General features: G+C 34.4%; 25 protein-coding genes and 5 pseudogenes. 7 read left to right on the top strand and 23 right to left on the bottom strand.

Annotation, left to right across the window (positions count from 1 at the left end; genetic code table 11):
- Positions 1–158 precede the first annotated feature (158 nt).
- The 8 genes and pseudogenes from MHH45_RS00850 to MHH45_RS00815 all read right to left on the bottom strand — a co-directional run bounded on the left by MHH45_RS00850 (position 159) and on the right by MHH45_RS00815 (position 7,643).
- Entirely contained in the window at positions 159–1,706 is a 1,548-nt protein-coding gene (locus MHH45_RS00850; RefSeq protein WP_077295080.1) for a malate:quinone oxidoreductase, read from the bottom strand.
- 690 nt (positions 1,707–2,396) lie between these two features.
- Entirely contained in the window at positions 2,397–3,023 is a 627-nt protein-coding gene (locus MHH45_RS00845) for a hypothetical protein (RefSeq protein WP_016115480.1), read from the bottom strand.
- Positions 3,024–3,484: 461 nt separating this feature from the next.
- Complete coding sequence (locus tag MHH45_RS00840; protein WP_016115481.1) at positions 3,485–4,030, bottom strand: DUF2179 domain-containing protein; 546 nt, start codon at positions 4,028–4,030, stop codon at positions 3,485–3,487.
- 143 nt (positions 4,031–4,173) lie between these two features.
- On the bottom strand, positions 4,174–4,584 hold the full coding sequence (locus MHH45_RS00835) for an ATP synthase subunit I (RefSeq protein ID WP_016115482.1): 411 nt from the start codon (positions 4,582–4,584) through the stop codon (positions 4,174–4,176).
- Between the two features lie 53 nt (positions 4,585–4,637).
- Entirely contained in the window at positions 4,638–5,960 is a 1,323-nt protein-coding gene (locus MHH45_RS00830; RefSeq protein ID WP_016115483.1) for a hemolysin family protein, read from the bottom strand.
- A gap of 124 nt (positions 5,961–6,084) precedes the next feature.
- Complete coding sequence (locus MHH45_RS00825) at positions 6,085–6,492, bottom strand: MerR family transcriptional regulator (protein WP_018766274.1); 408 nt, start codon at positions 6,490–6,492, stop codon at positions 6,085–6,087.
- 135 nt (positions 6,493–6,627) lie between these two features.
- Positions 6,628–7,073: pseudogene (locus tag MHH45_RS00820) on the bottom strand (SRPBCC family protein).
- Between the two features lie 195 nt (positions 7,074–7,268).
- Positions 7,269–7,643, bottom strand: coding sequence for an SH3 domain-containing protein (locus tag MHH45_RS00815; RefSeq protein WP_016115486.1), 375 nt, complete (start codon positions 7,641–7,643; stop codon positions 7,269–7,271).
- A gap of 237 nt (positions 7,644–7,880) precedes the next feature.
- Here MHH45_RS00815 and MHH45_RS00810 point away from each other — a divergent pair, with 237 nt between their 5' ends.
- On the top strand, positions 7,881–8,768 hold the full coding sequence (locus MHH45_RS00810; protein ID WP_016115487.1) for a DMT family transporter: 888 nt from the start codon (positions 7,881–7,883) through the stop codon (positions 8,766–8,768).
- 405 nt (positions 8,769–9,173) lie between these two features.
- Here MHH45_RS00810 and MHH45_RS00805 read toward each other — a convergent pair whose 3' ends face one another.
- Complete coding sequence (locus MHH45_RS00805) at positions 9,174–10,043, bottom strand: pentapeptide repeat-containing protein (protein WP_140386076.1); 870 nt, start codon at positions 10,041–10,043, stop codon at positions 9,174–9,176.
- 177 nt (positions 10,044–10,220) lie between these two features.
- On the opposite strand from MHH45_RS00805, the pseudogene MHH45_RS00800 reads away from it, so the two are divergent.
- Both MHH45_RS00800 and MHH45_RS00795 read left to right on the top strand, forming a co-directional pair.
- Positions 10,221–10,586, top strand: a pseudogene (locus MHH45_RS00800) (cysteine hydrolase family protein); the annotation flags it as partial.
- A gap of 173 nt (positions 10,587–10,759) precedes the next feature.
- Entirely contained in the window at positions 10,760–10,930 is a 171-nt protein-coding gene (locus MHH45_RS00795; RefSeq protein WP_016115490.1) for a DUF1272 domain-containing protein, read from the top strand.
- 40 nt (positions 10,931–10,970) lie between these two features.
- On the opposite strand, the gene MHH45_RS00790 is transcribed toward MHH45_RS00795, so the two are convergent.
- From MHH45_RS00790 to MHH45_RS00770, 5 genes and pseudogenes are all read right to left on the bottom strand, one after another.
- Positions 10,971–11,540 (bottom strand): SGNH/GDSL hydrolase family protein, encoded by a 570-nt coding sequence (locus tag MHH45_RS00790; protein WP_016115491.1) that lies wholly within the window; start codon positions 11,538–11,540, stop codon positions 10,971–10,973.
- Positions 11,541–11,555: 15 nt separating this feature from the next.
- The gene (locus MHH45_RS00785) at positions 11,556–12,380 is read right to left on the bottom strand and encodes an MBL fold metallo-hydrolase (RefSeq protein WP_016115492.1); all 825 of its coding nucleotides are present in this window, start codon (positions 12,378–12,380) and stop codon (positions 11,556–11,558) included.
- Positions 12,381–12,424: 44 nt separating this feature from the next.
- The gene (locus MHH45_RS00780; RefSeq protein ID WP_016131736.1) at positions 12,425–13,273 is read right to left on the bottom strand and encodes an aminoglycoside phosphotransferase family protein; all 849 of its coding nucleotides are present in this window, start codon (positions 13,271–13,273) and stop codon (positions 12,425–12,427) included.
- Between the two features lie 125 nt (positions 13,274–13,398).
- Positions 13,399–13,896, bottom strand: a complete 498-nt coding sequence (locus MHH45_RS00775; RefSeq protein ID WP_088094238.1) for an NUDIX hydrolase — start codon at positions 13,894–13,896, stop codon at positions 13,399–13,401.
- A 14-nt stretch (positions 13,897–13,910) separates the two neighbouring features.
- Positions 13,911–14,659, bottom strand: a pseudogene (locus tag MHH45_RS00770) (Nif3-like dinuclear metal center hexameric protein).
- A gap of 176 nt (positions 14,660–14,835) precedes the next feature.
- Here MHH45_RS00770 and MHH45_RS00765 point away from each other — a divergent pair.
- Positions 14,836–15,045 carry a hypothetical protein gene (locus tag MHH45_RS00765; protein ID WP_016115497.1) on the top strand — a complete coding sequence of 70 codons (210 nt, stop codon included), beginning with the start codon at positions 14,836–14,838 and terminating at the stop codon, positions 15,043–15,045.
- Positions 15,046–15,081: 36 nt separating this feature from the next.
- Here MHH45_RS00765 and MHH45_RS00760 read toward each other — a convergent pair whose 3' ends face one another.
- From MHH45_RS00760 to MHH45_RS00735, 6 genes and pseudogenes are all read right to left on the bottom strand, one after another.
- Positions 15,082–15,981 (bottom strand): PhzF family phenazine biosynthesis protein, encoded by a 900-nt coding sequence (locus tag MHH45_RS00760; RefSeq protein ID WP_016115498.1) that lies wholly within the window; start codon positions 15,979–15,981, stop codon positions 15,082–15,084.
- A gap of 17 nt (positions 15,982–15,998) precedes the next feature.
- The gene (locus tag MHH45_RS00755; protein ID WP_088094239.1) at positions 15,999–16,766 is read right to left on the bottom strand and encodes a GNAT family N-acetyltransferase; all 768 of its coding nucleotides are present in this window, start codon (positions 16,764–16,766) and stop codon (positions 15,999–16,001) included.
- A gap of 30 nt (positions 16,767–16,796) precedes the next feature.
- Positions 16,797–17,435, bottom strand: a complete 639-nt coding sequence (locus MHH45_RS00750; RefSeq protein WP_314001943.1) for an SDR family NAD(P)-dependent oxidoreductase — start codon at positions 17,433–17,435, stop codon at positions 16,797–16,799.
- A 479-nt stretch (positions 17,436–17,914) separates the two neighbouring features.
- Positions 17,915–18,547 (bottom strand): annotated as a pseudogene (locus MHH45_RS00745) (class I adenylate-forming enzyme family protein); the annotation flags it as partial.
- Positions 18,548–19,360: 813 nt separating this feature from the next.
- On the bottom strand, positions 19,361–20,359 hold the full coding sequence (locus MHH45_RS00740) for a DUF3994 domain-containing protein (RefSeq protein WP_016115502.1): 999 nt from the start codon (positions 20,357–20,359) through the stop codon (positions 19,361–19,363).
- Positions 20,360–20,709: 350 nt separating this feature from the next.
- Positions 20,710–20,880, bottom strand: coding sequence for a hypothetical protein (locus tag MHH45_RS00735; protein ID WP_154214521.1), 171 nt, complete (start codon positions 20,878–20,880; stop codon positions 20,710–20,712).
- Positions 20,881–21,495: 615 nt separating this feature from the next.
- Here MHH45_RS00735 and MHH45_RS00730 point away from each other — a divergent pair.
- A complete protein-coding gene (locus tag MHH45_RS00730; RefSeq protein ID WP_016115504.1) occupies positions 21,496–21,915 on the top strand; it encodes a VOC family protein in 420 nt (139 codons plus the stop codon).
- A 426-nt stretch (positions 21,916–22,341) separates the two neighbouring features.
- Here MHH45_RS00730 and MHH45_RS00725 read toward each other — a convergent pair whose 3' ends face one another.
- The gene (locus MHH45_RS00725) at positions 22,342–22,872 is read right to left on the bottom strand and encodes an NAD(P)H-dependent oxidoreductase (RefSeq protein WP_088094241.1); all 531 of its coding nucleotides are present in this window, start codon (positions 22,870–22,872) and stop codon (positions 22,342–22,344) included.
- A gap of 130 nt (positions 22,873–23,002) precedes the next feature.
- Here MHH45_RS00725 and MHH45_RS00720 point away from each other — a divergent pair, with 130 nt between their 5' ends.
- Positions 23,003–23,326 carry a winged helix-turn-helix transcriptional regulator gene (locus tag MHH45_RS00720; RefSeq protein ID WP_016115506.1) on the top strand — a complete coding sequence of 108 codons (324 nt, stop codon included), beginning with the start codon at positions 23,003–23,005 and terminating at the stop codon, positions 23,324–23,326.
- 99 nt (positions 23,327–23,425) lie between these two features.
- On the opposite strand, the pseudogene MHH45_RS00715 reads toward MHH45_RS00720, so the two are convergent.
- A pseudogene (locus MHH45_RS00715) lies at positions 23,426–23,629 on the bottom strand (TetR/AcrR family transcriptional regulator); the annotation flags it as partial.
- 26 nt (positions 23,630–23,655) lie between these two features.
- Positions 23,656–23,787, bottom strand: a complete 132-nt coding sequence (locus MHH45_RS00710) for a hypothetical protein (protein WP_016115508.1) — start codon at positions 23,785–23,787, stop codon at positions 23,656–23,658.
- Between the two features lie 220 nt (positions 23,788–24,007).
- Here MHH45_RS00710 and MHH45_RS00705 point away from each other — a divergent pair, with 220 nt between their 5' ends.
- Positions 24,008–25,387, top strand: a complete 1,380-nt coding sequence (locus MHH45_RS00705) for an aldehyde dehydrogenase (protein WP_016115509.1) — start codon at positions 24,008–24,010, stop codon at positions 25,385–25,387.
- Positions 25,388–25,462 lie beyond the last annotated feature (75 nt).

The following is a 25,462-nucleotide window of genomic DNA, read 5'->3' as shown; positions in this document are numbered from 1 at the left end:
ACTACGGAATTTCTATATCGTTGTATCCTCTTTGTTGAACGAGAGGAAGTGTTTTGAAATAGTAGAATCCCCCGCCTCAAGCTCGTGTAGAGGTAGGTGGGGGTAGTTCAATGAACTGTTTAACTTCCTTAAATGCCCTTGTTCCTACATCCAAAGAATTAACTGTAAACTAGTTCTTTTTGGCTTAGATCAAGCGTCTGCGCTGTTGAAGTATGAATCTCTTGGAAAATCTCTGGGTTTTCCGCTAGTGACACGCCATAAGAAGGAATCATTTCTTTTATTTTCAGTTCCCACTCTTTCATACGTTGTGGGAAGCATTTTTCTAATACCTCAAGCATAACGTGAACAGCAGTAGAAGCACCCGGAGAAGCGCCGAGCAATGCAGCTATCGAGCCATCAGCGGCACTAACAACTTCCGTACCAAATTGAAGTGTTCCTTTACCACCGGCATCAGTATCTTTGATAACTTGCACACGTTGGCCCGCTACCACTATACCCCAATCCTCGCTTTTGGCGTTCGGAATAAACTCGCGTAATTCTTCCATGCGCTTTTCATTCGATAACATAACTTGCTGGATCAAGTATTTTGTCAATGACATCTCTTTTACGCCTGCCGCCATCATAGTGAGGACATTATTTGGTTTTACGGAACCTATCAAATCAAAATTCGAACCAGTTTTTAAGAACTTTGGTGAGAAGCCGGCAAACGGTCCAAACAGCAATGTTTTTTTGTTGTCAATATATCTTGTATCAAGATGCGGAACAGACATTGGCGGAGCACCAACCTTAGCCTTACCGTATACTTTCGCATGATGCTGCGCTGCAACTTCCGGATTGTTACATACCATAAATAATCCGCTTACCGGGAACCCTCCAATATGTTTTGACTCAGGAATACCGGTTTTTTGTAGTAAAGGCAGACTTCCGCCCCCACCGCCGATAAAGACGAATTTTGCAGTATGGTATTCGATTTTACCACTATCCATATCATGCACTTTCACTTCCCATGATCCGTCGCTAGCACGTTTAATATTCTCGACACTATGTTTGTAGTTTATTTCGACATTTTTACTCTGCAAGTGGTCAAACAACATACGTGTTAAAGCACCAAAGTTGACATCCGTTCCAGAATCGATTTTTGTTGCCGCTATTGGCTCATTCGATGTACGCCCTTCCATAATAAGCGGCATCCACTCCTTCAGCTTTTCATGGTCATCAGAAAATTCCATCCCTTGAAACAGCGGACTATTTGAAAGCGCTTCAAAACGTTTTTTCAAAAACGTTACATTTTTTTCCCCTTGTACCATACTCATATGAGGTATTGGCATGATAAAGTCTTGCGGATTACGAATCAGATTACTATTTACAAGATAAGACCAAAATTGTCTTGAAAGCTGAAACTGTTCATTAATTTTGATAGCTTTGCGAATATCTATAGATCCATCAGATTTTTCGGATGTATAGTTCAGTTCACAAAGTGCAGCGTGGCCCGTTCCCGCATTATTCCATTCGTTAGAACTTTCTTCTCCTGCGTTTGCGAGTTTCTCGAACACTTTGATTTCCCATTCAGGTGCTAACTCTTTCAGTAATGATCCCAAAGTCGCGCTCATGATTCCGGCACCAATTAAGATAACGTCTGTTTTTTGCTGCATGTTGCTCATGATAATCTCTCCATCCCCTATATTAGCAAAAAAGAGTAGGTGCATCTGCTTAAAGGTCGCAAAAAGCAAAGCGTCGCCTAGACCCCTCTACCTAGGAACCTATCTCTCCTGCCTCAAATATAACCATCTCATACTCTATTATAATAATTAATAGACTAAAATATCTAGTATTATCTGATAATTATTAACTATTTAAGAGAGAATATAGATTTTTTACAAAAATAAATTCTACTTTTCTACATAAAAAGGTGGAATTTATTGATTTTTTATTAGACTTAAAGAAGTGAATGTTTTTCGTTACTTATTCCGGAAAAATCCTCGTTAGTTCAACAAAAACCAGTTTCTCTTCAAGTGCAACTATGTTTATCTTATATCCTTTATACTCTTCTTAGTTCACTGATTTAGTGATAAAATCATAAACTTTTTTCAAGTTTGTCTTAAAATATGTAGTAAAGTACCAGTCTTGATAAGCTTTTGATACTAAAATATCATCAATACTTTTTTACTTTGAACGTTTTCTGCCACCAATGCAATAATATCTTTTATGTAACCTTTCACCTTTGGATAAAATATATTTATAGCATTACAAACCATATAATCCACGATAAAGAAAAACTATATAAGGTTACACATTATATATCTATTGGTACATCATTTATCTAAAGTGATGTACTTTTTTCTTTTATAAACCTCTTTATTCGCCTTCTTATGATTTCCTATTTCAGAACATATTCATTATAATAAGAGAGAAAAAGCTTTTTCCAATTCTTCCAAAACCTCTGTGTAATGTCGAATCCCAGGGTATTGTTGTGGAGAAAGTGCTTTTGACTTTATTGGAAAATCATGAATGAATTCCAGGTCCTTATACTCCTTTAAATGCAGTTGATTCAATGCAGTTAGAACGTCACTTTTGTTTTCACTCCATACTCGAAAGGTTTTAAAACTTGTCACAAAAATTTCATTATAGGATGTACCATCTTCAGTCGCAATTCCAAATTGGAGAAATCCATCATTTGTAAGTTCAAATTTATATTCTTTGAAAAGATTCATGATTCGGTCAGATTCAGTAAAGCGACTAAGAACGGGCTCTTCCCCTTTCATTCCTACAATTCCATAAGCTATCCCTTCTTTAATCATTGTATTAACTAATGTTACAAACAAGTGCCAAATTCTATCAGCATCAATATTGATTTCGGTAAAATACTGAAACTTTCCACCTTCAATCTCTCTCATCTTGTATCCTTCCACAATGTTCGCTCTCGCCCGTTTTTGTTGTATAGTATCGTAATCATCCCCACTTGGATAATCAATTCGATCTGGTATTCGATCTGGTATTTGTAAGCCTAACGGTAATTTATACACGTTTTTCCCTCCTCGTCTTCAATAAATATCATTATGTTGGAATAAAATGGTTTATAGATCCTTAATATATTCTCTTTTGGTAATTCAAATCCCTTCTCCAATTAACTGATCATATTCTTTCATACATCTTCGCATATGCGATTTTCAGCTGTTCCCGCGATTCCTTATCTTCTTGATCACTGTAACGAAAAAATGATGTCTAGAACAAAATATCTCTTGAGTATTTAAAAATAAAAGATGACGATGCGAAACAAATATCAAATTTATTTAAAACTTTCTTTTTCAGCTATTCTATCAACAAGTCACCCTTCCATACTACAACCATTTATGTTGTAGTGGCAAATAAGCTCTTTTGTGGCAAAAAAAAGAATAGATCACTCAGATTGCTTCTGCCTGCATCTATCCTTTTCTTTTTATACAATGTGTAACACTATTAAATTCAGAAGAAATTAGCTATTTTTTTATGAAGCATGATCTTTCTTCTTCATTAATGCTCGTTTTTTCATCGCTTTTGTTAAGTAGCCACCTTTGAAAGAACGAATCTCATAGGAAGACATAAACGCCTTCGGTGCAATTCGATTAATAATTTCCAATAGCTCTTTCTCACGAGAGCGCTTCGCAACGATATCTAGGCGGTAACGGATAGAATTAATCCCTTCTCCCTCAAATACAGTTACGCCAAACCCAGCATGTCTTAATTCATCTACCAACTCATTACAACGATCTAGTAAACTAACTTGGTATGTAATATACCCAATTGCCAATTTATTTTCTATATAACCGCCTAATAAAAGTCCGGCACTAAAACCGATCACATAGGCTATAATATTCATCCAATTTGATAAATCTTGAAATACAATTCCTAAACTTACAATATAGATTGCACCTTCTAGTAATCCCACACCAGCAGCGGATCTTGTTTGATTCTTTACAAGCAAAATCGTCCTGATCGTTAAAACTGGAACATAAATAATTTGAAGTACAAAAATAAGTAGCGCTTGTAACATTTGCATCCACCTCTTTCAAAAAGTCTTTTGTCATAATAACATATATAACCTTTAGAAAGCGATGGGTTTTCTAAATTTTTTTATTTTCCCATGAAAAAATAAGAAAATAAAAAAAGAACCGTTTTCGGTTCCCTTTTATCTTCTTATTTTGAATCCTGTGTAACCCTTTTTCTTTTTTCCTCTTCTTCTCTTACTAACTGCATATTCGCATACGCTAAATTCGCAATCATTAAAAAGTGACCACCTAAAATGCCCGTACCAAATGCCCACATTTCCATTTCATGTTCAATTTCATACATAATGATCGCACCTAGTATCGCAGCTGCAAAACGATTTAAAATTCCTAATCCAGGCGCACGTTGTTTTAATACAATACTTTTCCCAATCTTTTCAACTCGTCTTGCTAACAACCAAAGACAGTATGCACTTACAGCTAATCCGATCCCGAATCCAGTAACTTGCTTTGAAAAAGGCGTTATCGTCCATAGAAGTAGTAAACCACTAAAAATCATATATAATTGTAGTTTGTATACTCGTAACGCAACTTCAATCAAAATATCCGCTCCTTGTTTCAAGTTTTGCGATAGGTAAAAAAGAAAGCAGCAACCTACACAGTTGCTGCTTTCTCTTGTTGATGATCAATTTTTCGAATTTCAATGCGTTTAATTTGATATGCATCTTTTTCAAGAACTTTAAACTCATATCCCTCTGCTTCGACACATTGTCCCTCTTCAATTTCATGATTCTGCATCATAATCCATCCACCAATTGTATCCACATCTTCTTCCTCAATGTGTAGGCCAAATAAATCTTTCACTTCTGTAATTAACACTTTTCCATCAACAATTTTATGATGTTCATTTACGTGTTGAATTGGTGGATGTTCATCTTCATCATATTCATCACGAATTTCGCCGACGATTTCTTCCAATATATCTTCAAGCGTTACGATTCCGGCTGTACCTCCGTACTCATCATATAATACAGCCATTGGAATTCGCTTTTTCTGCATTTGCAGAAGTAAATCATGAATTGGAGTTGTTTCCATCACTTCAATAATCGGACGCATATACGTACGAATAGATGATAAATCTTCTGTATCGCCTTTCATATATCGAATAAAAAAGTCTTTTACGTTGACCATACCGATAATATCATCTTTATCTTCTCCAAAGATTGGATAACGTGTGTATCGTTCGCTTTGGATAATTTTCATGTGTTCTTCTACTGAATCTTCGAGATAGAAACCGACGATTTCTGTCCGTGGTACCATAATCTCTTTCGCAATGCGATTATCAAATTCAAAGATATTATTTACATACTTATATTCTGCTTGATTAATTTCTCCACTTTCATAGCTCTCTGAAAGAATCAGACGTAACTCTTCTTCCGTATGTGCTACTTCATGTTCAGAAGCTGGTTTCAAACCGAATAAGCCAGTTACGACACGCGCTGAACTATTTAGTATCCAAATAAAAGGATACATCACTTTGTAGAACATCATTAAAGGTCCAGCAAATAATAAAGTTACTCTTTCAGCCTTTTGAATTGCCATTGTTTTCGGAGCTAATTCCCCTACTACAACGTGCAAATACGTCATTGTCATAAATGCAAGGCCAAAAGTCAATACTTGTGAAATAGAAGGGTTTAAGTTCCATTTCTCAAATAATGGATGCAATAGCTTTTCTATTGTCGGTTCACCTAACCAACCAAGTCCCATTGCCGTTACTGTAATTCCTAACTGACAAGCAGATAAATATTCATCTAAATTTGTTGTTACCTTTTTTGCTGCTAACGCACCGCGTTTTCCTTCCGCAACAAGCTGATCTATACGACTTGAACGTACCTTAACAATCGCAAACTCTGCTGCTACGAAAAATCCAGTAAATGCGATTAAAAACGCAACCATGACTAAATTAAATATTTCCAATGAATCCCCTTAGTAAAAAAACTAAGGTGTTCACCTCCTGTATACTTATAATGTTTTCTTATTCTCTGTTTCTTTAGAAAACATAGCCCTATACAGAAATTAAAAGAGTTGGATCCAACTTTAACTATAAAAATAGTATCAGTGTTTGTATTAAAGCTGTCGTTTGACCCGATAAAGATTTCGATATTTTTTCACGTTGTGAATCTGTTAACCCATCTAACAGAGGTTTCAACTGTGTTAGCTCTGTTTCTAATCGATGGATGTGGTTTGTCACTTCATTCACTTGTTTCGAAACGTGTTCATTGATACCGAGCAGCTTCTTCCTCTCCTCGATCCTCTCTTTAATCTCACAAAGCGGCATATGCATTTCCTTGCATTTCTCAATAAATTGTAATGTTTCAAATGCTGTTTCATCGTAATAGCGATAATTAGATTGAGATCGCTCCGCTTTTAAGATACCTAGATTCGTATAATAATCAATCGTTCGTTTCGATACGTGAGCCAAGTGAGCCAACTGTCCGATTCGATACACCTTCCCAACGATTTTTCCCTCCCCATTTATGTTAAGAACATCATACAACACATAAACTGTACAGTCAAACGTGACGGTTTATTATTCACAATATATGCAAAGAAGATCCGCTATATGTTGCAGATCTCCTTCTTCCTATATTTCTTTTTCTTTATTATGAGTAGCTTCTACACACTCTGCTAAACGTTCAATCTGATCCATCCAACCTGTTAATTTATATAAAATACGATAGAATAGATTGCTAGGTGTATACTCAACAATTAATGTAAGAAGTGTGCCTTCCTCTTCTTCCAATATGTATGTTGTAGTAGAATATCCTTGTTTCATCTCACCGCCAAGAGTAATGATATACGGTGCTTCATATTCTAAAAATTCCACTTCCGACTCAAATATTTTCTTACCCATTTTTTGAACGGAAATAAATGTATCTCCTACACGTGAATGTTCTTTCACTCGCTCTAACGGACAACGATTTTCAATTAAAAATGTATTCCATTCCTTCGTTTTTTCATCATCTTTTACATATTCAAATACGACACATCAATTGGTGCTTGAATTAAAACTTCAATAGCAAAACTCATTCATTTTCTCCTTTTACATACCCTTATTTCTCTATATATTTTGCGGCAAAATGATTATGCCATATTTTACCCAGTGAAATACAAGGGTTATTTTACTATTATTTCTCTTATTTAGAGTTTCATGAGTTTGAATTTATAATTTATAACACAAGGGCGAAAAGAATTGAGTTATATTTTTATTCATATTTCATCATATTAATTTTCAAAATACATCTTTTGCTTTAACCGTACATTTACTTTCGGAATCCAACCAACTTCTTCACATTCTATTTTCTTGCACCATAGCCAACCATTTAATTCCTTTAAACCAATGAGAATATCTCCTTTTTCTACATTTAATTCTTTCGCCGTATATGTTTCAAGCACAATACCAGAATCATTGTTTTCACATGTTATTATTTGCTCTGGAACCCATCCCGCCAGACCACTATGCTCAGCACGGCAATATACCCAATTGTTCCAGTTTTCTGGCCCTGAATATACATTCCCAACCCGCACTTGATCTCCTTTTTCTAAACTGATTGGTTCTGGATAATTACTAGCGTGAGACTGAATCACAACATATTTCATTTTACCCTCCAATAATCTGAAAATTAAGTTATACTTTTATTATAAAACTTATTTATGATAAACAAATACAAAATATTGAGAGGAGAAATTCTTATGTACTACAACAACCTATTTGAAAACGATCAACCTGTAATCCGTCTATAATCTAAGACGGGCATACGTATTTTTTATAAAAAACATGCCTCGTCTTAGGATTCCCTATTTTACAATCCTATAAATAGACGGAGGTATTTCACAATGAAACAAACAATTTTAGGCGCTATATGTTTATCACTTGCAGCAAGTATTTGGGGTGGTATGTATGTTGTTAGTAAATATGTACTAGACTTTGTTCCGCCTCTCACACTTGTCTGGCTTCGCTTTATTATTGCCTTTGTAGTTTTGTACATGATTTTAAAAACGACAAAACGAAAACAAAAAACAACGATACAAATAAACACAAAAGATTGGCAACTTTTTGCTTGGATTGGCTTCATCGGCTACTTTGTTTCAATTACGTGCCAATTTGTTGGAACAAAATTATCAGATGCGCACACAGGCTCTTTAGTTACATCGGCCACTCCAGCATTTATGGTCGTGTTTGCTACATTGATTTTGAAAGAAAAGTTAACGACTCGCAGAATACTCTCTACCGCCTTAGCTACAATAGGCGTCACAATTGTTATTGGGTGGGATATAGAAGTAGGCTCTTATTTTATCGGCACAATCATTTTAGTGGGGGCTGCGATTACATGGGCTCTACTATCTATTTATGTAAAGATTGCTTCTCAACAATTTTCATCCTTAGTCATTACAACGTACGCAATCTTCTTTTCACTATTTTTCATTACACCCTGTATGATTTGGGAATTACAATCTAATCCAATTGGGGACTTAAATACCACTATCATTTTAGGTATTTTATATTTAGGAATCATCTCGACCGCTGGAGCCTTTTTTCTTTGGAATAAAGGACTTGAGTTAATGGATGCCAGCATCGGTTCATTGTTTTTCTTTTTTCAGCCTATTGTTGGCTCATTATTAGGCTGGTTACTTTTAAATGAAACGTTGAATCGGAACTTTTTTATTGGTGGTGCTCTTATTATATTTAGTGTGGCAATAACTACACTCGAAAAGAAAAAATAACAATAACACAGTCTATAAAAAATATAACGGGTTCGGTTTTGAAGTACAAAATTTTATTTCGCAACTGAATTAGCGTTATAAATCTCAAATTTTTCAACATTAAAAACGCAGAGAAAAAAGCAGAAGAATTATCATTTCCTTCTGCTTTTTTAGCTTAATATCTAACATATTCCTTTATGGATTTACATTAATCCTTTTTCCAATAAATAAAAATTTTAGGAAACGCAGATCTGAACTGCCCCCCAATTGTCACACACAATCAACAAAAATAATAGGTCCAAACCATATGCGATTTGGACCTAAAATAAATGCTCTAATTAAGTTTTTGTACTCTTAAAGCAAACCCGTTATAAAAAATATAGCCTGTGTTTTTTAGTATTTATGAAGATCAAATTTATATTTTTCTCAAGCAGACCAGTGCGCTGGACGAGAAAGTAAACTTGGTAATTTCGTGTTTGCGTCCCCTTTCGCTGCATTAATCTGGACTTGAGTTAGAAAAATAGTGTCTGTTAGATTTGCTCCGCTTAAGTCAGCATCTCGTAAATCAGCACCGATAAAGTCAGCCATTCTTAAATCAGCACCTCGAAGATCAGCAGCAATGAGGTATGCCCCTCTTAAATTCGCTCCCCTCAAATTTGCTTTTTTAAGGTTTGCCCCCATAAGATCCGCTCCTCGGTGGTCAGGTCTCTTATTTTTTTTGGAGCCTTTATACTCGTGACGTGACTCCATCCATACTAGTTCGCTCGTCCTTAAAAGAAGAGTATTTACATCTGCTCGGTGTAATGGAACATTTATTTTCATTAGTAAATCTGGACTAAGCCTTGAAAGTCGTTCTGTCTCCTCAATCGCGTCACGAATCTCCCCATAAATCAGACTTGTCACCTTTAACGTTAAAGCTTCATTCAAATACCAAAGCATCTCATGGAGTTGATGCATAATTGGAAAAACATCATACATCTTTTTCGCGTGTTCTGGGCCTTCTCTCCAGTCGACACCTTCGAAAGTCACCTGTGAAACCTTTTGCCCTGCACCGAAACATTCAAAAACGGTGCACCCTTTAAATCCGCTCTTCCTAAGATTTTTATGAGTGCTACACCGAAAGTCTGATTGCAAGTTTGAACAAGGTTTCCCAGCATCTTTATTCACTGCAAAATCTGCTGAAACTGCGAATGGTAGTGCAACACAACACAAACCAAAGCAACTCTCACAGTCAGCTCGTAAACTGTGAAAACTCACATCATTTTTTGAATCAAAATGATTATTATTCTGTAACAAAACATGTACCCCCTGTTGTTGTATTACTTGTTTAACTTTATATAGATAAGTACTAAAAAAATACCTTCCGACAATTACATAGTAGTTCCTGTAAACATCTTAAAGAGAACTTTACCAATCCTTTCATTTCGTGCAATCAAATATATCGCTCTTTGCTTTTGAAAATCTCGAATGGGTAAAGAACGCAGCGGAAGTGAATTTAAAGACTTTGCTACTCCACTTCCAAATGAACCAGTATTTCAAAAAAATGTGAATAGCGCTTTTATCAGAACCAATTTAGAAGCATATTTACGAGAACACAATTATGAAACTGCCGTCATTATCGGTTTAACAACGGACTATTGCGTATCCACTTCAGCACGTATGGCTGGTAATTTAAGTTTTTCAACTTATGTCGTTTCAGATGCGACAGCTACATTTGGTAGAATCTCATATGATGGAAATTATCATCATGCAGAAGATATCCATCAGCTTGCATTAGTAAGTCTTCATGAAATGTTTGCTACCGTTTTAACAACTAACAAACTTATAGATTTGCTTTAAATCCCCCTTAATGAATCTTTAAAAGTCACTAAACAATCAATTTCAAAATAAAATAGCACATTTCATTGCAAATGCTAAATTAACTTCTAATTATATTTTCATACGAAAAGGATATATTCATCATTTTATATTATCATTAAATTATAAACTTTCATAGAATAGGAGGAACTACTATGGCATTAGAAATGAAAACAAACTGTCAAACTTGCAACACTTCACTTCAAACGGATTCGGAAGCTTATATTTGTACTTACGAATGTACATTTTGCGCACCGTGCACAGAAAAAACGCATCAAGTGTGTCTAAACTGCGGTGGTGAATTAGTGCGTAGACCAAGAAAATAAAAGCAAAGCTACTCGTAGCTTTGCTTTTTCTTTACCATATTTATTTAAAAATCTCTTTTAATTGATTCCCAATTAACTCAGATAAATATTCATAACCAGCAGCACTAAAATGTAATCCATCTCGCTCTTCATTTTCTACGAACTTCTTATAATCTAATTCTTCAATCATATGAGTATGTAAATCAAGAAAATGACTTCCTGTTTGTTCTGATACTTCTTCCACCACTTTTGCATACTGTCCTAATACTTCATTTGTTCTTGCATGCTGTCTTTCCTCATCCACTGGTGCTGGGCTAATTAGCAGCACCTTTTCTGGTGAGATTTTTTTCACAATCTTAATTAGATTCTCTTCATATTCTTGTAGTGATACTTGTTTATGAAATGCTGCATCATTCGCACCAAAAAAGACCATTACAAATGTCGGCTTATAAGATAGGACATCCTCTTCTATTCTTTTTAAAGCATCAAACGTATTGTCACCAGGAACACCTGCATTTTCTACTTTCCAATTCGAAAACTGCTCTTGTAAACGTGGTGTTAATCTCTGTGTTCCATTCCAAAATGTTTCGTCAGCTGTAATACTATCACCAAAGCATACTAATGTGTTCATTTCTATATCTCCCTTTTATGTATGAAACAATTTGCCTTCTAACGCTGCAATATAACGCTGTGCCGAACGCTGAACAGCTTCATCCGCATCATCCTTTACTACTCGGTGAAAAGCGTTGTATAAACGATTAAAAGGCAGTGACTTTACTCTTTTAGCCATCTCTTCTACTTTATTCGCTGGTAACGGAATTAAATTTGGATAGCTGTACATAAAGCTCACCCACTGCTGATCCGCTACAACTTGAATAATATCCCCTGTTAATAAAATCCCTTTTCCATCATTCCCTTGTGACCAATGTAAAACAGAACCACCTTTAAAATGTCCCCCTAGACGATGTATAGTGAGTCCATCAGCTAATTGCAATGATTCTCCTGACCAAAAAACAATATGTTTACTTGAACGCGTCACCCACTGTTTATCATCTTCATGTATATAGATTGGTACATCAAATCTTTCCGCCCATTCTACTTGAGTAGAATAATAGTGTGGATGGGATAACGCAAGCGCATCTAATCCTCCTAGTTCATTCACTTTCTCAATTGTGGCTTCATCGAAATAAGTAATACAATCCCATAACAAATTATACGATTCTGTTTTTACCAAATAAGTTGTTTGACCAATCGCAAATTCTGGTTTTGTTGTAATGCTATAAAGCCCTGTTTCTTCCTCAATGATTTCATTTTTATATGTATTACTCTCTTGTAAATCCTCCAGTGTTGTCCAAGATTGACCTTTCGGATTAATATACTGTCTCTCCTCATTGCAAATCATACAATTCACTGGTTCCTCTACACTTGCTGCATATTGTACGCCGCATGTTGTACAAATAAAGTTTTTCATAATCATTCTCCTACCCCCATTTGTTTTCTGTTAAACTTTCATCGTTAACGAATGTGATTCATCCAATAACACCAAGCTTTTAAGTAAGCTTCTAAATCTTCAGGATGATGTCTCATACAAGCATCTAACCTGCAATATAAAACAATTACGACTTCTTCATATAAAATGTTTCTCGCCCTATTATGAAAAGCACTCTTTTCTACTACCTCACCTATCATTTCCTTCGTCAAATCTTCTGGCGTCGAACAAAATGCATAAATCAAATCATATATTGGATCCCCCAAAACTGGCAAAGGATCAATCACACCATACAATTTATTTTCTCTACATATAAAATTATGAAATCCACAATCACCATGTAATAGAAATGGTTGATTACTATATGCCTTTCTATTTGGACTATGTACCAATTTAAGAACAGTATGAAAATCTTCTTCTGCTATATAGGATCTTACATTCTCACGGGCCTCCATCACCCTTTCTAAAAGAAAATCTTGCCAAGAGTGTACCGGTTCTTCTTTCCATCCCCACTGATCCATACTCATAGCTGTTTTATATCTATCAATCACTTTCTGTACAAGTGTACAAAGAATATCTCTTTTATCCCCAGCATGATAACTTGTGGAACCAGGGATAAATGAATAGGCCATATATCTATTGAGCGGGTCTACATACAAAAGCTTAGGAAATATACTTTCGTTTTCATAAAAATCAAGAAAATACGCTTCTTCTTCAATGACTTTTGGTTCATTCAACTTTACAACACACTGCTCTTTTCCTTCTAGAAGATACAGTCTACTTGTAGTACCGCCAGTTAATTTTTTGGACCCTTTCGGATAATCAACAATCACTTCATTAACAACCAACTGTTCAATAATTTCTGAAATCTTCACTTTTCCCACCCTTATTCTACATCCTTACTTAAATATCACTACTTATAGATGAAATGACTTTATTACTATTTGACAAATACAAGAAAAAATCTTTAAAAATCTTTATATTATAGAAAAAGCAATCTTCATCCTTTTGGAACCAATAATGCAGCAACTAATATTTCATCATAAATCTCATTCCACTTTGGGTAATATACTGTAACCTCGCTTGGTCTCACAAATATTCTTCTATTTGATTCATACTCTCCATTAAAATCATGCACTTCTGTAATATCCATCCGATAAAACGGTTGATATCCTATTTTGGGATATGAATCATTTTCATTCCAATTCGGATTTTCACTATGGTCTACAATGATATATCCAAGCAAGGTACAGTTCCCTTCCACATACGCTTCTTCCCACGCCTCCCTCTGAAAACATTCTTCTGGCGTTTCATCCTTTTCAATATGCCCTCCAGGAAAATCCCAACTACGATTATGATTATCTATTAATACAACTTTATTTTTATAAAAACAAAAACCATGGACACTCGTAATACCTTTATAGTCTGGTAATATATTAGCTTTTTTCCATGTTAATTTAACTTTTGATTCTCCATAGTATGTGTATATCGTTGTCATCCGCTGCCTTCCCTTCACTCCAAATGCTCTTCATATAATCTAGTAATTTCTAATGCCCGATTCAGCTCTTTTAATTTATAAGCTAAACTTTCCACCCCAAAAACTTCCGTAAACGTATGACTACCAACAATAAGATTGATTCCCTTAAATTTTGCATATTGAACTGTATATAACGTTTTCTCTCCCGTTATATATGTATCGCAACCTTTTTCCAATGCTCTTTTTATAATATTTGTGCTGTTCCTGCCCCCGTCAAAATTGCTACTCGTTTTACTGGTTGATTGTGATCTTCCCACGCTTTTACTTTCTCTTCTAGTCTTTCTTCGACTCTTGCTACTAGACTCGAAAATGGAATAGCGGATTCATATTCTCCAATTCCAGGGAGCTCTTCTTCCTCATATGAAGAATACTCAAGTATTTTATCAATTTTAATTTCGTTAAATAACGAAATACAAGTTCCAAAATTCACAAAGTCTAAAGGCAAGTGTATCCAAAAATGATTGATTTCATATTCTTTTAATTTCCCAACACAAGCCTCTTCCATACCGAATAAAAAGCTCCACGGCGCATGATGTGTAACAATCATATCGACTTACTTTACTCGTGCTTCTTCGATTGTTTCCAGCGTTAGGTTCGTTGTATAACCTATTTTATGGAATTCATCTTTACTAATATGGGTGAAGCCATATTCATCATCACCATATTTATGAAGATGCTCTCCAAATAACATTTCAATCGATTTTTTAAACTCTGCTATATTCATTTCAATTCTCCTTTTCACACTTCTTTCCCTAATACATATTTTATTTTCATGTAATGAAAACCTGCTTCGAATTAGAAGTATGAAACAATGAGCCTTTCTTGTATTCCCGCCAACTTTTAATTTTGATAAATACGGGCATGCTATAAAAAAACACCTGTATATATAGGAGGACATTTATGAAACCTGATTTTTTACAAGCCGTACACGAAGCCATTGGTAATGTCGAACATATCCACATTGAAGAAAGCGGAGCAGACAGCTTACTGATTCATCATGATGATGTGAGACAGTTAAAACAGGTTGCCGAAACGTTAGAAAATAGCAATTTTCATTCTGTAATGAGACAAAATGGAAATGCCTCTTTTATTGAAGTTTTAAACAGATAAAAAAGTTCGGTATATGACCGGACTTTTTTCATACTTTTAAATTAAAATTTGAAACTCATTTACATACACGGCAGTTCCAGAAATCTCAATTTGGAGTGAATCATCTTTCTGGTTCTTTATTACATAAACTGCGATCCGACCATCTTTATTCATTTCTTGTCCTTGTTCAACAATTAATGTCATTTCACCATCAAAATCTTGCTTCAAAAATTTAGCATAATAAGCCCCCATTACACCAGAAGCAGTTCCCGTCACTGAATCTTCTATCGTCCCGGAATAAGGTGATGAAAAATGCCGACCATGCATATGCGCTACTTCATCATAAGTTTCTAAGCAAAGAGGATGAATCGATGCCTTTGGTACTTCTTTTAGAATAGATGGAAACTCTTCATTATTTGGTTTCATTCTTTGAAAGGCATCCAACGTTTTAATAGGGACTAGCAAAGTCCAAATTCCAGTACTCCCATAAACAATTGGTAGCTTTTCATCTAAATCCATTTCATGAAGTCCAATGCTGTGAGCTAATTCTTCAGTGGAACCATCAAACTTTTGAAACTGTGGCGCTGTTTGTCTCATTTTAATAAATGATTCTCCATTTTCATCTATATCTATATGTACTGGTAAAACCCCTGCTTTCGTTTCTATTGTGAGATTTCGTTTCCCCTTCAGTAGCCCTCTTTCGTGAAGTGCATATATAGTTCCCACTGTCGCATGTCCGCAAAGATTCATTTCATGCCCTGGTGTAAAATAACGGATTCTTACATCAGCCACATTGGAAGGAAGCACAAAAGAGGTTTCATTAAATCCTACTTTTTCTGCAATCAGCTGCATTTCATCATCTGTCAATCGTTCTGCGTCTATTACAAGACCAGCTGGATTTCCCATATTCGGCTTTGTACTAAATGCATCATAATGGAAAACTTTTATTTCCTTCATTTTCTCATCTCCTGAATTTATTTAAATATTTTGCAATACAATTCCGTTTCTGTCCTTATAGAGCATCCGTTTTTCCAAAAAACCTTTTGCATTTTTTCATTTGTCATATGAGTACTTCCAATATAATAAGTAGCCCCCATCTGTTCTAACATGTATAAAGATTGAAGATGGATATGAGCACTAAGTCCTTTTCCACGTTCCTCCGGCAATAGTCCAAAATAAAATAATCGACCTTCATTCTTCGTACCAGGTTCAATATGAGGAATGGATATTCCAATCGATTGCTCCTTTTCATAAAAAGCAATACATGATTTTTGCCAATCCTCACCTAATTCTGCTTGTATAGCGTAAAAATGTTCATCGATATTAAGAATTGATGATTTATTATCCGAATCTGACATACATCGCTCCCAAAGCGACTTAAATTCCGCTTCAGACAACGTCCTTTCGGCTATAGAGCGAAAATCATATTGTTTTTCTGGAGCTACGATATCCGTAAGCTTGCGAAACACTTCTATTTTCGCTGCATAGAGCTGAAAACCAAGTTCACGTAACACTTTTACACTCGGAGTATAACTGTTGAAACTTTTGTCTAGTAAAACACTTGCTCTTTTCAATTTCCAACATGAACAAACCTCTACAAATCTTTTTATCTTCTCTTTATAATTTTGATGATCATACAGTAAATCTTCTTCAGTTTCTTCAATTGTTATTGCATTCGGTAAACCATTTAATATTTTTTTCGAGGGACCAAATATGTTTTGTATGGTTGTAAGATTACACATTGTGTTCACCTTTCTATACAAAAATTGAAACTACCAATCTAACTCTCCTAAAGATGGATCAATGAACTTACCCGAAATTTCATCATTTGTACTCATTATCCAATTGTATATGTTGTATGCTCCTTCATCTGGTGTTATATCTGCATCATACGCCCCCATCTCTGTTTTTAACTTTCCTGGATAAATTGCGGTCACTACAATGCCTTTTTCCTCAAATTCTTGTTGTAAACATAAATTCAACATGTTTTGTGCTGCCTTCGCAATACGATATGAATAGGAAAACTGCCCTTGTGGAAATTCTTTAGCTGCCATTTTAGATAAAGAATCTAAACGTGAAGAAATATTAATAATTCTTGGATTTTCAGATTGTATTAGATTAGCATACGCACCTTTAACAGCACGAATTACACCTAAACAATGCATATTGAATAATGCCATTAATTCCTCTGAAGTTGTATGCAAGATCTCCGTTTCTTTTCCCGGTATTCCAGCATTATTAATAATAAGATCAACCACTTCTGTTTGTTGTTTAAGTTGCTCTTTTATGAGGTTGATACTGTCATCAGATGATAAGTCTGCTAATATAGAAAAACATCTAGACGGAAATAAGAAAATTAGATGCTCTTTCGCTTCCTTTTTCCAATACTGATTGTGGATTGAATACCCCATCATCGCCCATTGATAATCTATTCGTAAAATTGTAATAAGCTCAACTTTACCAACATTCGCACCATCTTCTTTACAAAACACTCCTAACACATACATGTCATCCCATTTTGCTGATTCATCAAAGCCACGTATCCATTCGGTAAACCATTCTTTTGTTGAATACGCCATATCTTGATAACCATCATCATACTTATACTGAGATGCCGATCGATTATGGAATCCTTCATATCAGCTTACATAATCCTCTTCTTGAAAAGGACGAAGGATCAGTCGTTCCGTCTCTACTTGTAACAATGACTTTCTCAATGTTTATCTCTCCCTCCATATTCAATGCTATAAATTCTATTTCCGAAGAAATATTATTTATTATTCGAATTTTCTTTATCATTTTAATCGAATCATAAAATTTAGTAAATCAATACGATATCGAAATAAACAAAAGTCCAGTTATGCACAAAACATAACTGGACTTTTTATTTTTATTTTATTAAAACACCACTTTTCAACTCTCTCTTCAATACTTTACCTAACGCATTTTTCGGTAAACTCTCAACAAACACTACTTGCGGTATTTTGTAGCTTGCTAATTTTTGTTTACAGTACTGAATAACCTCTTCTTCTGTTAAAAGTGTGTGAGTATCTTTAACGATATAAGCTCTTGGAATCTCTCCCCAAAAGTCATCTAGAATTCCAACTACAGCAACTTCCAATACACCATTTATTTCATGGATTACTTCTTCTACTTGATCCGGATATACATTATCGCCGCGGTGTACAATGACATCTTTATATCTTCCCATTATATATAAGAAGCCATCTTCGTCTATCATGCCGGCATCTCCCATATAAAACCAACTATCCTTTAAGACTTTTTTTGTGGCCTTTTCATTATTCCAATACCCTTTAAACATATATGGACTTCTTACAAGAATTTCTCCAGCTTCCTTTTCAGGTAATTCTTCACCTGTGTCAGGATGAAGAATTTTCACTTCTACATTTTTAATTGGCTTTCCTACAGAAGACATTTTCTCTTTCCCCATGTCTGGTCGCCAAGAACTAACAACCCATCCTTCTGTACTTCCGTATCCTTGGACCATATAAATTCCTTTTTCCCCCTCCAACAAGTGCCTGTACATCAGCTGATTGTTTTGCTCTTTTTTGTGAAAGTTGTTGCATTGTGCTCAAGAAAAACGCCCCTTTTCATTTTTTAGATTTTTATTTTACTACATTAATTATTAATTTACTAAAGATTAAAACTTGATAAATTTTATTTATAATGTATCTTTGAAATACATTCACGATTTTTCAGAACATTGGCGTACATAAAAAAAGACTCGTGAAAAACGAGCTAGAAGTTACGCATAATTGTTAATTCAAAAGTGACTAGAGTTGTATATTTGGAATAAAGTTTGATCAAAGTGGAGTCACTCTTTTTAGCTAAATATGAAATTTTTATAAAAAAGTTTAATCAAAACTCATTTAGAAATTTTTGATTAAAAAGATAACGTATCGCATCTTTATTCAAAAGTTGTCCTAATTGCTTTATATGAACTTATAAGAGGTTCACCACACAAAAAACGCATCTATGTAGATGCGTTTTTTGTGATCCTGTTATTGCTTTAAAAGAAAGTTTGATTAAAGAGTGGCTGCAGACATCGAGTCTATAGTACAAGAACCCCACATATATTTAAGAATTGTTTTACGTCCTTTTGCGATATCTGTGAAATCATTTGTTTTTTGAAAAGTATTCATAGTTGCATTTTCCTCTTTAAGCTTTTTTATTTGATTTAACATGTTGAAAATAATCTTTCTTTCCTCTGTTAGCTTCTTCTGATGTTTCTGCGGCTATTACAAAATACCCGACATTAACCTATGGCGTAGGCATGAATAAAGGACTAGGTCATAAACCTAGTCCTCACTTATTTTTAGCTTTGTTTTACATATCTAGTTGTATTGGATGATTTATCATTAAACAATTGTAAGTTCTTTCTATCAAAGTTTTGGACTTTATAAGCAATGTCTTTGTGAACAACTTCTGCTTCTACCCCATTTGACATTTGCTTCGTAATATGAAGGTTTAATGTTAAAGAATTTTTATCATAATCCCATGTACCTTCTATATGATTGATTTTATTTGGATAATCACCTGCATTGTAAACTTCAAAAGTTTTAGGACTTCCACCTTTTAAAATAAATGATAACTTGAATCCGTCAGTAGTCTGTACTCCCCAGTTACCGATTAGTTCCGTACCGTCTACTACATTACTTTGAACTGCATCGTAGTCAATTCCTTCTTTCTTATCTAGGTCCTTTGTTTCTTTGTTAGATACAGTACCGTCTCCTCCTTTTGTTAGTTCATCTCTCTTCTTAGCTATGTTTGCTGTAGCTTCTTTCCAGTACTTACCGCCTTCTGCTATCATATTTAATGAAGTTTTCATCTTCTCTTCATCCATTTCTTTTACAGACTCTAGTTGAAGAGTATAGGCCTTACTATATGTATCCATCGCTTTAATTACAGTTTGATGGTCTTCTTTAAATTCATTAGGTGGGTTTACTTCTTTGATACTTTTTGTCGTCGCTTTTAGCCTCTCAACTAATCCTTCAAACTCCTTTATCTTCTCAGCTTCAGTTTTGTTTGAAGTAGCCATTGTTTGTATATCAACACCCGTTTTAATTAATTCAGCAGCTAAAGCCATAATTTTAGAAGGATACTCTTTTACTGTTAGTTGATCCCCTTTTGCCGCTGTTAGTTTATCTTCTTTCTTCTCAGTAGAAGACTTATCTTCCTTTTTACTTGTTGAAGGTTTATCTTCATTTTGTACTGTAGTCGCTGCTTTCTTAGAATCTTTCTCTGATGAGTCTGTTCCACAACCTCCTAATAGCATAAGTGGAAGTGCAAAACATACTAAATTCTTTGCTTTCATACTTTCCCATCCCTTTTATTATTTTATTTGCCGCTTTCTCCCTCTGTTCCCCAGAAAAAATGACATAATATATTAATAAAAGGTGCTTTCGTCAATAGAAAACACCTTTTAGTCACCAACTATTATTTGATAGTCTTAAACCTTTTACAAGATGATCACATGTTCATAAATATTGTTGGCGTTACTAACGCTACTATAAATATTTTTTTATAAAACTTTTAGAAGTATCTTGATTTAAGAAGCCCAAAATCTCGTCACAATTCCAATCTTTCTCTTTTAGAGAATTAAGCAATTCATGGGTTTCTTTATACGGTTCCATGAACGAAGCGGTAAGTACAGCATACATATCTTTAAATTAGTGTAAAACGATTTGATTTCTCTGCTAACTTCTCATGAATCGCTATCTTTTTACCAAGATAGTCTGTTGTATTTCCACTAATTAAATAACAATTTTCTAATTGTTCTTCTTCCTCTAATTTCGCATACGAAAACCAAATGACAGCATCTATACCACTTTCCACATCGTATTCAATATATTCGAAAAATTAAAGATTTAGTTTTATAACCATTTCAATATTACCATATTTATCCCAAAATGTTAAAAGTTCTTCTTTTCTATCTAATAATAACCGGCTAGTCATAATTGCTAACCTCACGTCTTTATTATAACTCCTAACTCACACCAATTTTTTGATATATCCATTTGGTGATAAGGTTTTGATCCTTATTGTTCGTGCTGTTCTTTCTACATGCTTTTCTGTGATAGATCCATCCTCATTTTGAATTTATTCTATCCCCGTCTCTTTACTAACAATTTCTTGTCCCTGTACTATGTGTAGATCATCGTCATTACCAATCATTCCGTTTACAAATCCACATTCTAACCGCTAAAACTTTTCAACTTTTATCGCGATTTATTTTATCAGTATGAATTTGTAGAGAGATAACAATTTAATATTTCTAGTAAAGATCAAAAGGTAAGAATAGAATAATTATGATGTTATGTAGCATATATATAGTCTAGTTGACTTAACTATAACTAAACAGAAAGCCATAACCGTAACATTTAAATACTTGTCTATTCCCTTTCAAATGTTACTAATATAGGGAATCCCTGTTTAAAAGGAGATGAGTGAATGAAGTTAAATCATTTGAATCTATGTGTTGATGATTTATCAGAAGCTAGACATTTCTTTGAGACGTTTTTTGATTTTCAATTTTTAGAACAAAAAGGAAAGGCTCTTGTAGTAATGAGTGATGAGAATGGATTTATTCTTGTGTTAAGTGATCCAAAAGCATTCAAGGGAAACAAGGCTGTTAGATATCCTGAAGCTTTTCATATTGGTTTTTTGGTGGAAACTTCAAGTGAAGTTGATCAAGCATATAATCGTTTAGTAGCTGGAGGCATCGAAATAGATAAGGAACCTTATACGATGAGAGGTAGTAGTTACGGGTTTTATTTTACAGTATTTAATGGTTTATTAATTGAAGTTTCTTGCCTTGACTATAAAGATGGTAAGAAAGTTTCAAAAGCCAATGACACACTCCTTACATAACAACTTTCAACCGAACAAGTCATAACTCATATGAAGTAATTATGAAAAAGGTCCCTCTTCTTTCAGGGACCTTTCATATTGACTAGCGATCAAAAATATAACATATCTTACATACATAAAAACGAGGCTTCTACATAAGTTTTAAGCAACCTTTTTGATAAAGTGAAATGTTCATCCAGACAAAAAGAACCCATTTTGATCAAACTTTATTCCAAACCAATACATTACATAAAATGAAACTTTAATCAGTGGGGGTTTTCTCCATCCCCCACTGATTATTAGTTGAGCCAATCGGGCTTTTACGGACAGTTCATCTCCCACCTAACTCTTTTGCTTTCGCTGAATTTTGAGGTGGGAGTGTTACTGTCCGTTAATGCGGGATAAAAAATACCCCGATACCTATAAAAGGATCGGGATATTTTTAAATTATATATAGAGATTACTTTTATTCATAATATATTTACCATACTCAGTTGCACTTCTCTCGATATCTTCATCCTTTAGTTGATACTCTGCTCCATACAACGTAAATGTTGGTATGAATTTCATCCCCGTATATAGACAAGTCGCCTGGAATGGTTTTGTTAATTCGTTCATTGTAAGTCCATCTTGATACTGTGTTTCTAATCCCCCTATAGAAATCGCCAAACCAAATTCTTTATTACGTACTTTATCCCCTGTAGAACCATATGCAAAACCGTACGTCAGCACATCATCAAACCACTTCTTTAGTAATGGTGGTGAACTATACCAATAGAACGGAAATTGAAATATGTAACGATCGTGTTCTAATAATAGCCTCTGTTCATAATCAACATCGAATTCCCAATTAGGAGCTGCTTTATACAATTCATGTACTGTTATCTCATTAGAATATTTCTCCAATTCTTCTTTCCATCTTTTATTAATTCTTGATTTTTCAATATCTGGATGTGCTACAATTACAAGTGTTTTCATAAATTCTCTTCCCCCTTATAAATAAATGAAATCCTTTAGTATTAGTATGTATTAGTTACATATAATTGAAAAGTACGTACTTTCAGGTGCTATAGGAACCTCAAAGTACCTATGGAGGTGTAATATATAGATGAATCAGAATCATAACTTTCCTATCGCTACCACCCTTGAAGTCATCGGAGGAAAATGGAAGAGTAGTATTTTATGCATTCTCATGAGCGGAAAGAAGCGGACACACGAACTGAAACGTGCAATCCCAGATATTACACAAAAAGTTCTGACGCAACAATTGCGACAACTTGAAGCTGATGGGGTTATCCATCGTACTGTATATAAAGAAGTTCCACCAAGAGTTGAGTATACAATAAGTGAATATGGAAAATCTTTAATTCAAATTATGAATGAAATGTGTGAATGGGGAAAAGATCATCAAGTCAAAAAATCAACAAAATAGAAAAACAAAAAATGAAAAGAACCCTTTTTAGGGTTCTTTTCATTGAACTACCCCCACCTTCACCTCGTTTAGAGGAGTGGGTCTTCTCGGTTAAAATGATAAACGTGCATCCATGAATTTAAATTGTTGTGGAATACAAATTAAGATGCATCTTATTTTTCCAACTGTTTGTAACGTATCATCTTCAGCGATATTTTTTTCCTTTTCTTGAATACTTTCTATTATATTACGAATAATTTCATCTACTATCTCGTCCTTTGAAGAGAAGTGCTCATAGATTGTCCTCTTACTCACAGCTAATTGGAACATGTAAAATCGTATATCTTAATTTACAATATATCTTTTTCTTCTTTTTCTTCCTCTGTATTCCAATCTGTAAAGATGCTAGTAACGACTTCACCTGCAACTTCAACTACGAATTCACATAGGCCAGCTACCACTTCTTCAATCACTTCATGCATATTATCACACTCCTCTTTTAGTAAATTTACCTTTAGTATATAAGCTGGGTATTTTTAAATGCTATTGAAGAAGATGACAGATATCTTACAATTTTGTAAGATTAATAGAAAGAATGATTTGTCTGACTAATACGTACAATAAATGGATTGGGATCAAATCGTTTTTACAATTGATGTACATAGTATTTAAATATTTTCTTGCTATTGGAGGGATTTCCTAATGGTTGATAATATTCAACAACTTATTCAAGAGCATAGACAATTTTTCCATCATGATTATACAAGAAGTCTTCAATTTCGTCTTGAACAGTTAGAAAAATTAAAAAATTCTATTAAGCAATATGAAAATCAAGTGCTGAGCGCATTATATCAAGATTTACACAAAAGCGAGTTTGAAGCATATGCTGCAGAAATTGGTTTCGCATATAACAGTATCAACTTTATAATGAAATACCTAAAACAGTGGATGAAACCTCAAAAAGTAAAAACACCTATTCATTTTGCGCCTTCCAAAAGCTACATAATAAAAGAGCCATATGGTACAGTGCTAATTATTGGACCTTTTAATTATCCATTCCAATCATTAATTGAACCTCTTATTGGGGCAATTGCGGCAGGAAATTGTGTAGTCCTCAAACCTTCAGAAAATGCACCAAATGTTTCAGCTGTAATTAACAAAATAATAAGTGAAACGTTTGATAAGCAATATATTCGTGTAATTGAAGGAGATAGAGAAACAACTTCTTTATTGATTCATGCACCATTTGACCATATCTTTTTTACTGGTAGCGTTCCAGTTGGAAAAATTGTCATGGAAGCTGCGGCGAAAAACCTTGTACCAGTAACATTAGAACTTGGTGGAAAAGGACCAGCTATTGTCGATGAAACAGCTAACCTCGATATAGCAGCCAAACGTATTATCTGGGGAAAATTCATAAATGCTGGGCAATCCTGTATAGCACCTGATTACGTTATTGCACACAAATCTGTCAAGGTAGAACTGATTTCGAAAATGAAAGAGATAATCACAAACTTTTATGGATCAGATGTATCAAAAAGCAATGATTATGGTCGAATTGTCAATGAGAGACAATTCGATAGACTTATTTCTATATTAGAACAAGACCAAATTTATATAGTATTTGGTGGAAATTCATCTAGAAGTCATTTATATATTGAACCAACACTTCTTGAAGTAAAATCATGGGATGATGCAGCTATGAAAGAAGAAATTTTCGGACCGATTTTACCAATTATGGAGTACAATGATTTAGATGAGGTCATTCATATGGTTAACAACAACCCTAAACCATTAGCTTTGTATGTGTTTACTGAAAATAAAAATGTTGAAAAACAGGTATTAGGACGAATTTCTTTTGGAGGAGGATGCGTCAATGATACAATGTCACATATGGCTAATCTCCACTTGCCTTTTGGTGGAGTAGGAAATGCAGGGTTTGGTGCCTATCATGGCAAACATAGTTTTGATACTTTTACACATCGTAAAAGCATTTTAAAGAAAAGCTCAAGGATAGACTTAGGGTTGGTATTTCCACCGTATAGGAACAAAATTAAAATTTTAAGAAAGATTTTTAAGTAATAAGAAAGACACTGTTTGCCATTATTATTTATAAGTAAACGTCAAGTAACTCCAAAATATACAATAAAGGTTGAT

The sequence above is a fragment of the Bacillus sp. FSL K6-0042 genome (assembly GCF_038006685.1).
In the GTDB taxonomy this organism is placed as follows: domain Bacteria; phylum Bacillota; class Bacilli; order Bacillales; family Bacillaceae_G; genus Bacillus_A; species Bacillus_A pseudomycoides.
The sequence above is the reverse complement of the archived record's forward strand: the minus strand, read 5'-3'. Positions and strand labels throughout refer to the sequence as shown.

What these genes read in the sequence shown, in the direction of transcription:
- MHH45_RS00850 (WP_077295080.1), bottom strand. Translation starts at nt 1,706, where the DNA reads ATGCACCTACTCTTTTTTGCTAATATAGGGGATGGAGAGATTATCATG.
- MHH45_RS00840 (WP_016115481.1), bottom strand. Translation starts at nt 4,030, where the DNA reads ATGTTACAAGCGCTACTTATTTTTGTACTTCAAATTATTTATGTTCCA.
- MHH45_RS00815 (WP_016115486.1), bottom strand. Translation starts at nt 7,643, where the DNA reads ATGAAATATGTTGTGATTCAGTCTCACGCTAGTAATTATCCAGAACCA.
- MHH45_RS00810 (WP_016115487.1), top strand. Translation starts at nt 7,881, where the DNA reads ATGAAACAAACAATTTTAGGCGCTATATGTTTATCACTTGCAGCAAGT.
- MHH45_RS00795 (WP_016115490.1), top strand. Translation starts at nt 10,760, where the DNA reads ATGGCATTAGAAATGAAAACAAACTGTCAAACTTGCAACACTTCACTT.
- MHH45_RS00790 (WP_016115491.1), bottom strand. Translation starts at nt 11,540, where the DNA reads ATGAACACATTAGTATGCTTTGGTGATAGTATTACAGCTGACGAAACA.
- MHH45_RS00785 (WP_016115492.1), bottom strand. Translation starts at nt 12,380, where the DNA reads ATGAAAAACTTTATTTGTACAACATGCGGCGTACAATATGCAGCAAGT.
- MHH45_RS00775 (WP_088094238.1), bottom strand. Translation starts at nt 13,896, where the DNA reads ATGACAACGATATACACATACTATGGAGAATCAAAAGTTAAATTAACA.
- MHH45_RS00765 (WP_016115497.1), top strand. Translation starts at nt 14,836, where the DNA reads ATGAAACCTGATTTTTTACAAGCCGTACACGAAGCCATTGGTAATGTC.
- MHH45_RS00760 (WP_016115498.1), bottom strand. Translation starts at nt 15,981, where the DNA reads ATGAAGGAAATAAAAGTTTTCCATTATGATGCATTTAGTACAAAGCCG.
- MHH45_RS00755 (WP_088094239.1), bottom strand. Translation starts at nt 16,766, where the DNA reads ATGTGTAATCTTACAACCATACAAAACATATTTGGTCCCTCGAAAAAA.
- MHH45_RS00750 (WP_314001943.1), bottom strand. Translation starts at nt 17,435, where the DNA reads ATGGGGTATTCAATCCACAATCAGTATTGGAAAAAGGAAGCGAAAGAG.
- MHH45_RS00740 (WP_016115502.1), bottom strand. Translation starts at nt 20,359, where the DNA reads ATGAAAGCAAAGAATTTAGTATGTTTTGCACTTCCACTTATGCTATTA.
- MHH45_RS00730 (WP_016115504.1), top strand. Translation starts at nt 21,496, where the DNA reads ATGAAGTTAAATCATTTGAATCTATGTGTTGATGATTTATCAGAAGCT.
- MHH45_RS00725 (WP_088094241.1), bottom strand. Translation starts at nt 22,872, where the DNA reads ATGAAAACACTTGTAATTGTAGCACATCCAGATATTGAAAAATCAAGA.
- MHH45_RS00720 (WP_016115506.1), top strand. Translation starts at nt 23,003, where the DNA reads ATGAATCAGAATCATAACTTTCCTATCGCTACCACCCTTGAAGTCATC.
- MHH45_RS00710 (WP_016115508.1), bottom strand. Translation starts at nt 23,787, where the DNA reads ATGCATGAAGTGATTGAAGAAGTGGTAGCTGGCCTATGTGAATTCGTA.
- MHH45_RS00705 (WP_016115509.1), top strand. Translation starts at nt 24,008, where the DNA reads ATGGTTGATAATATTCAACAACTTATTCAAGAGCATAGACAATTTTTC.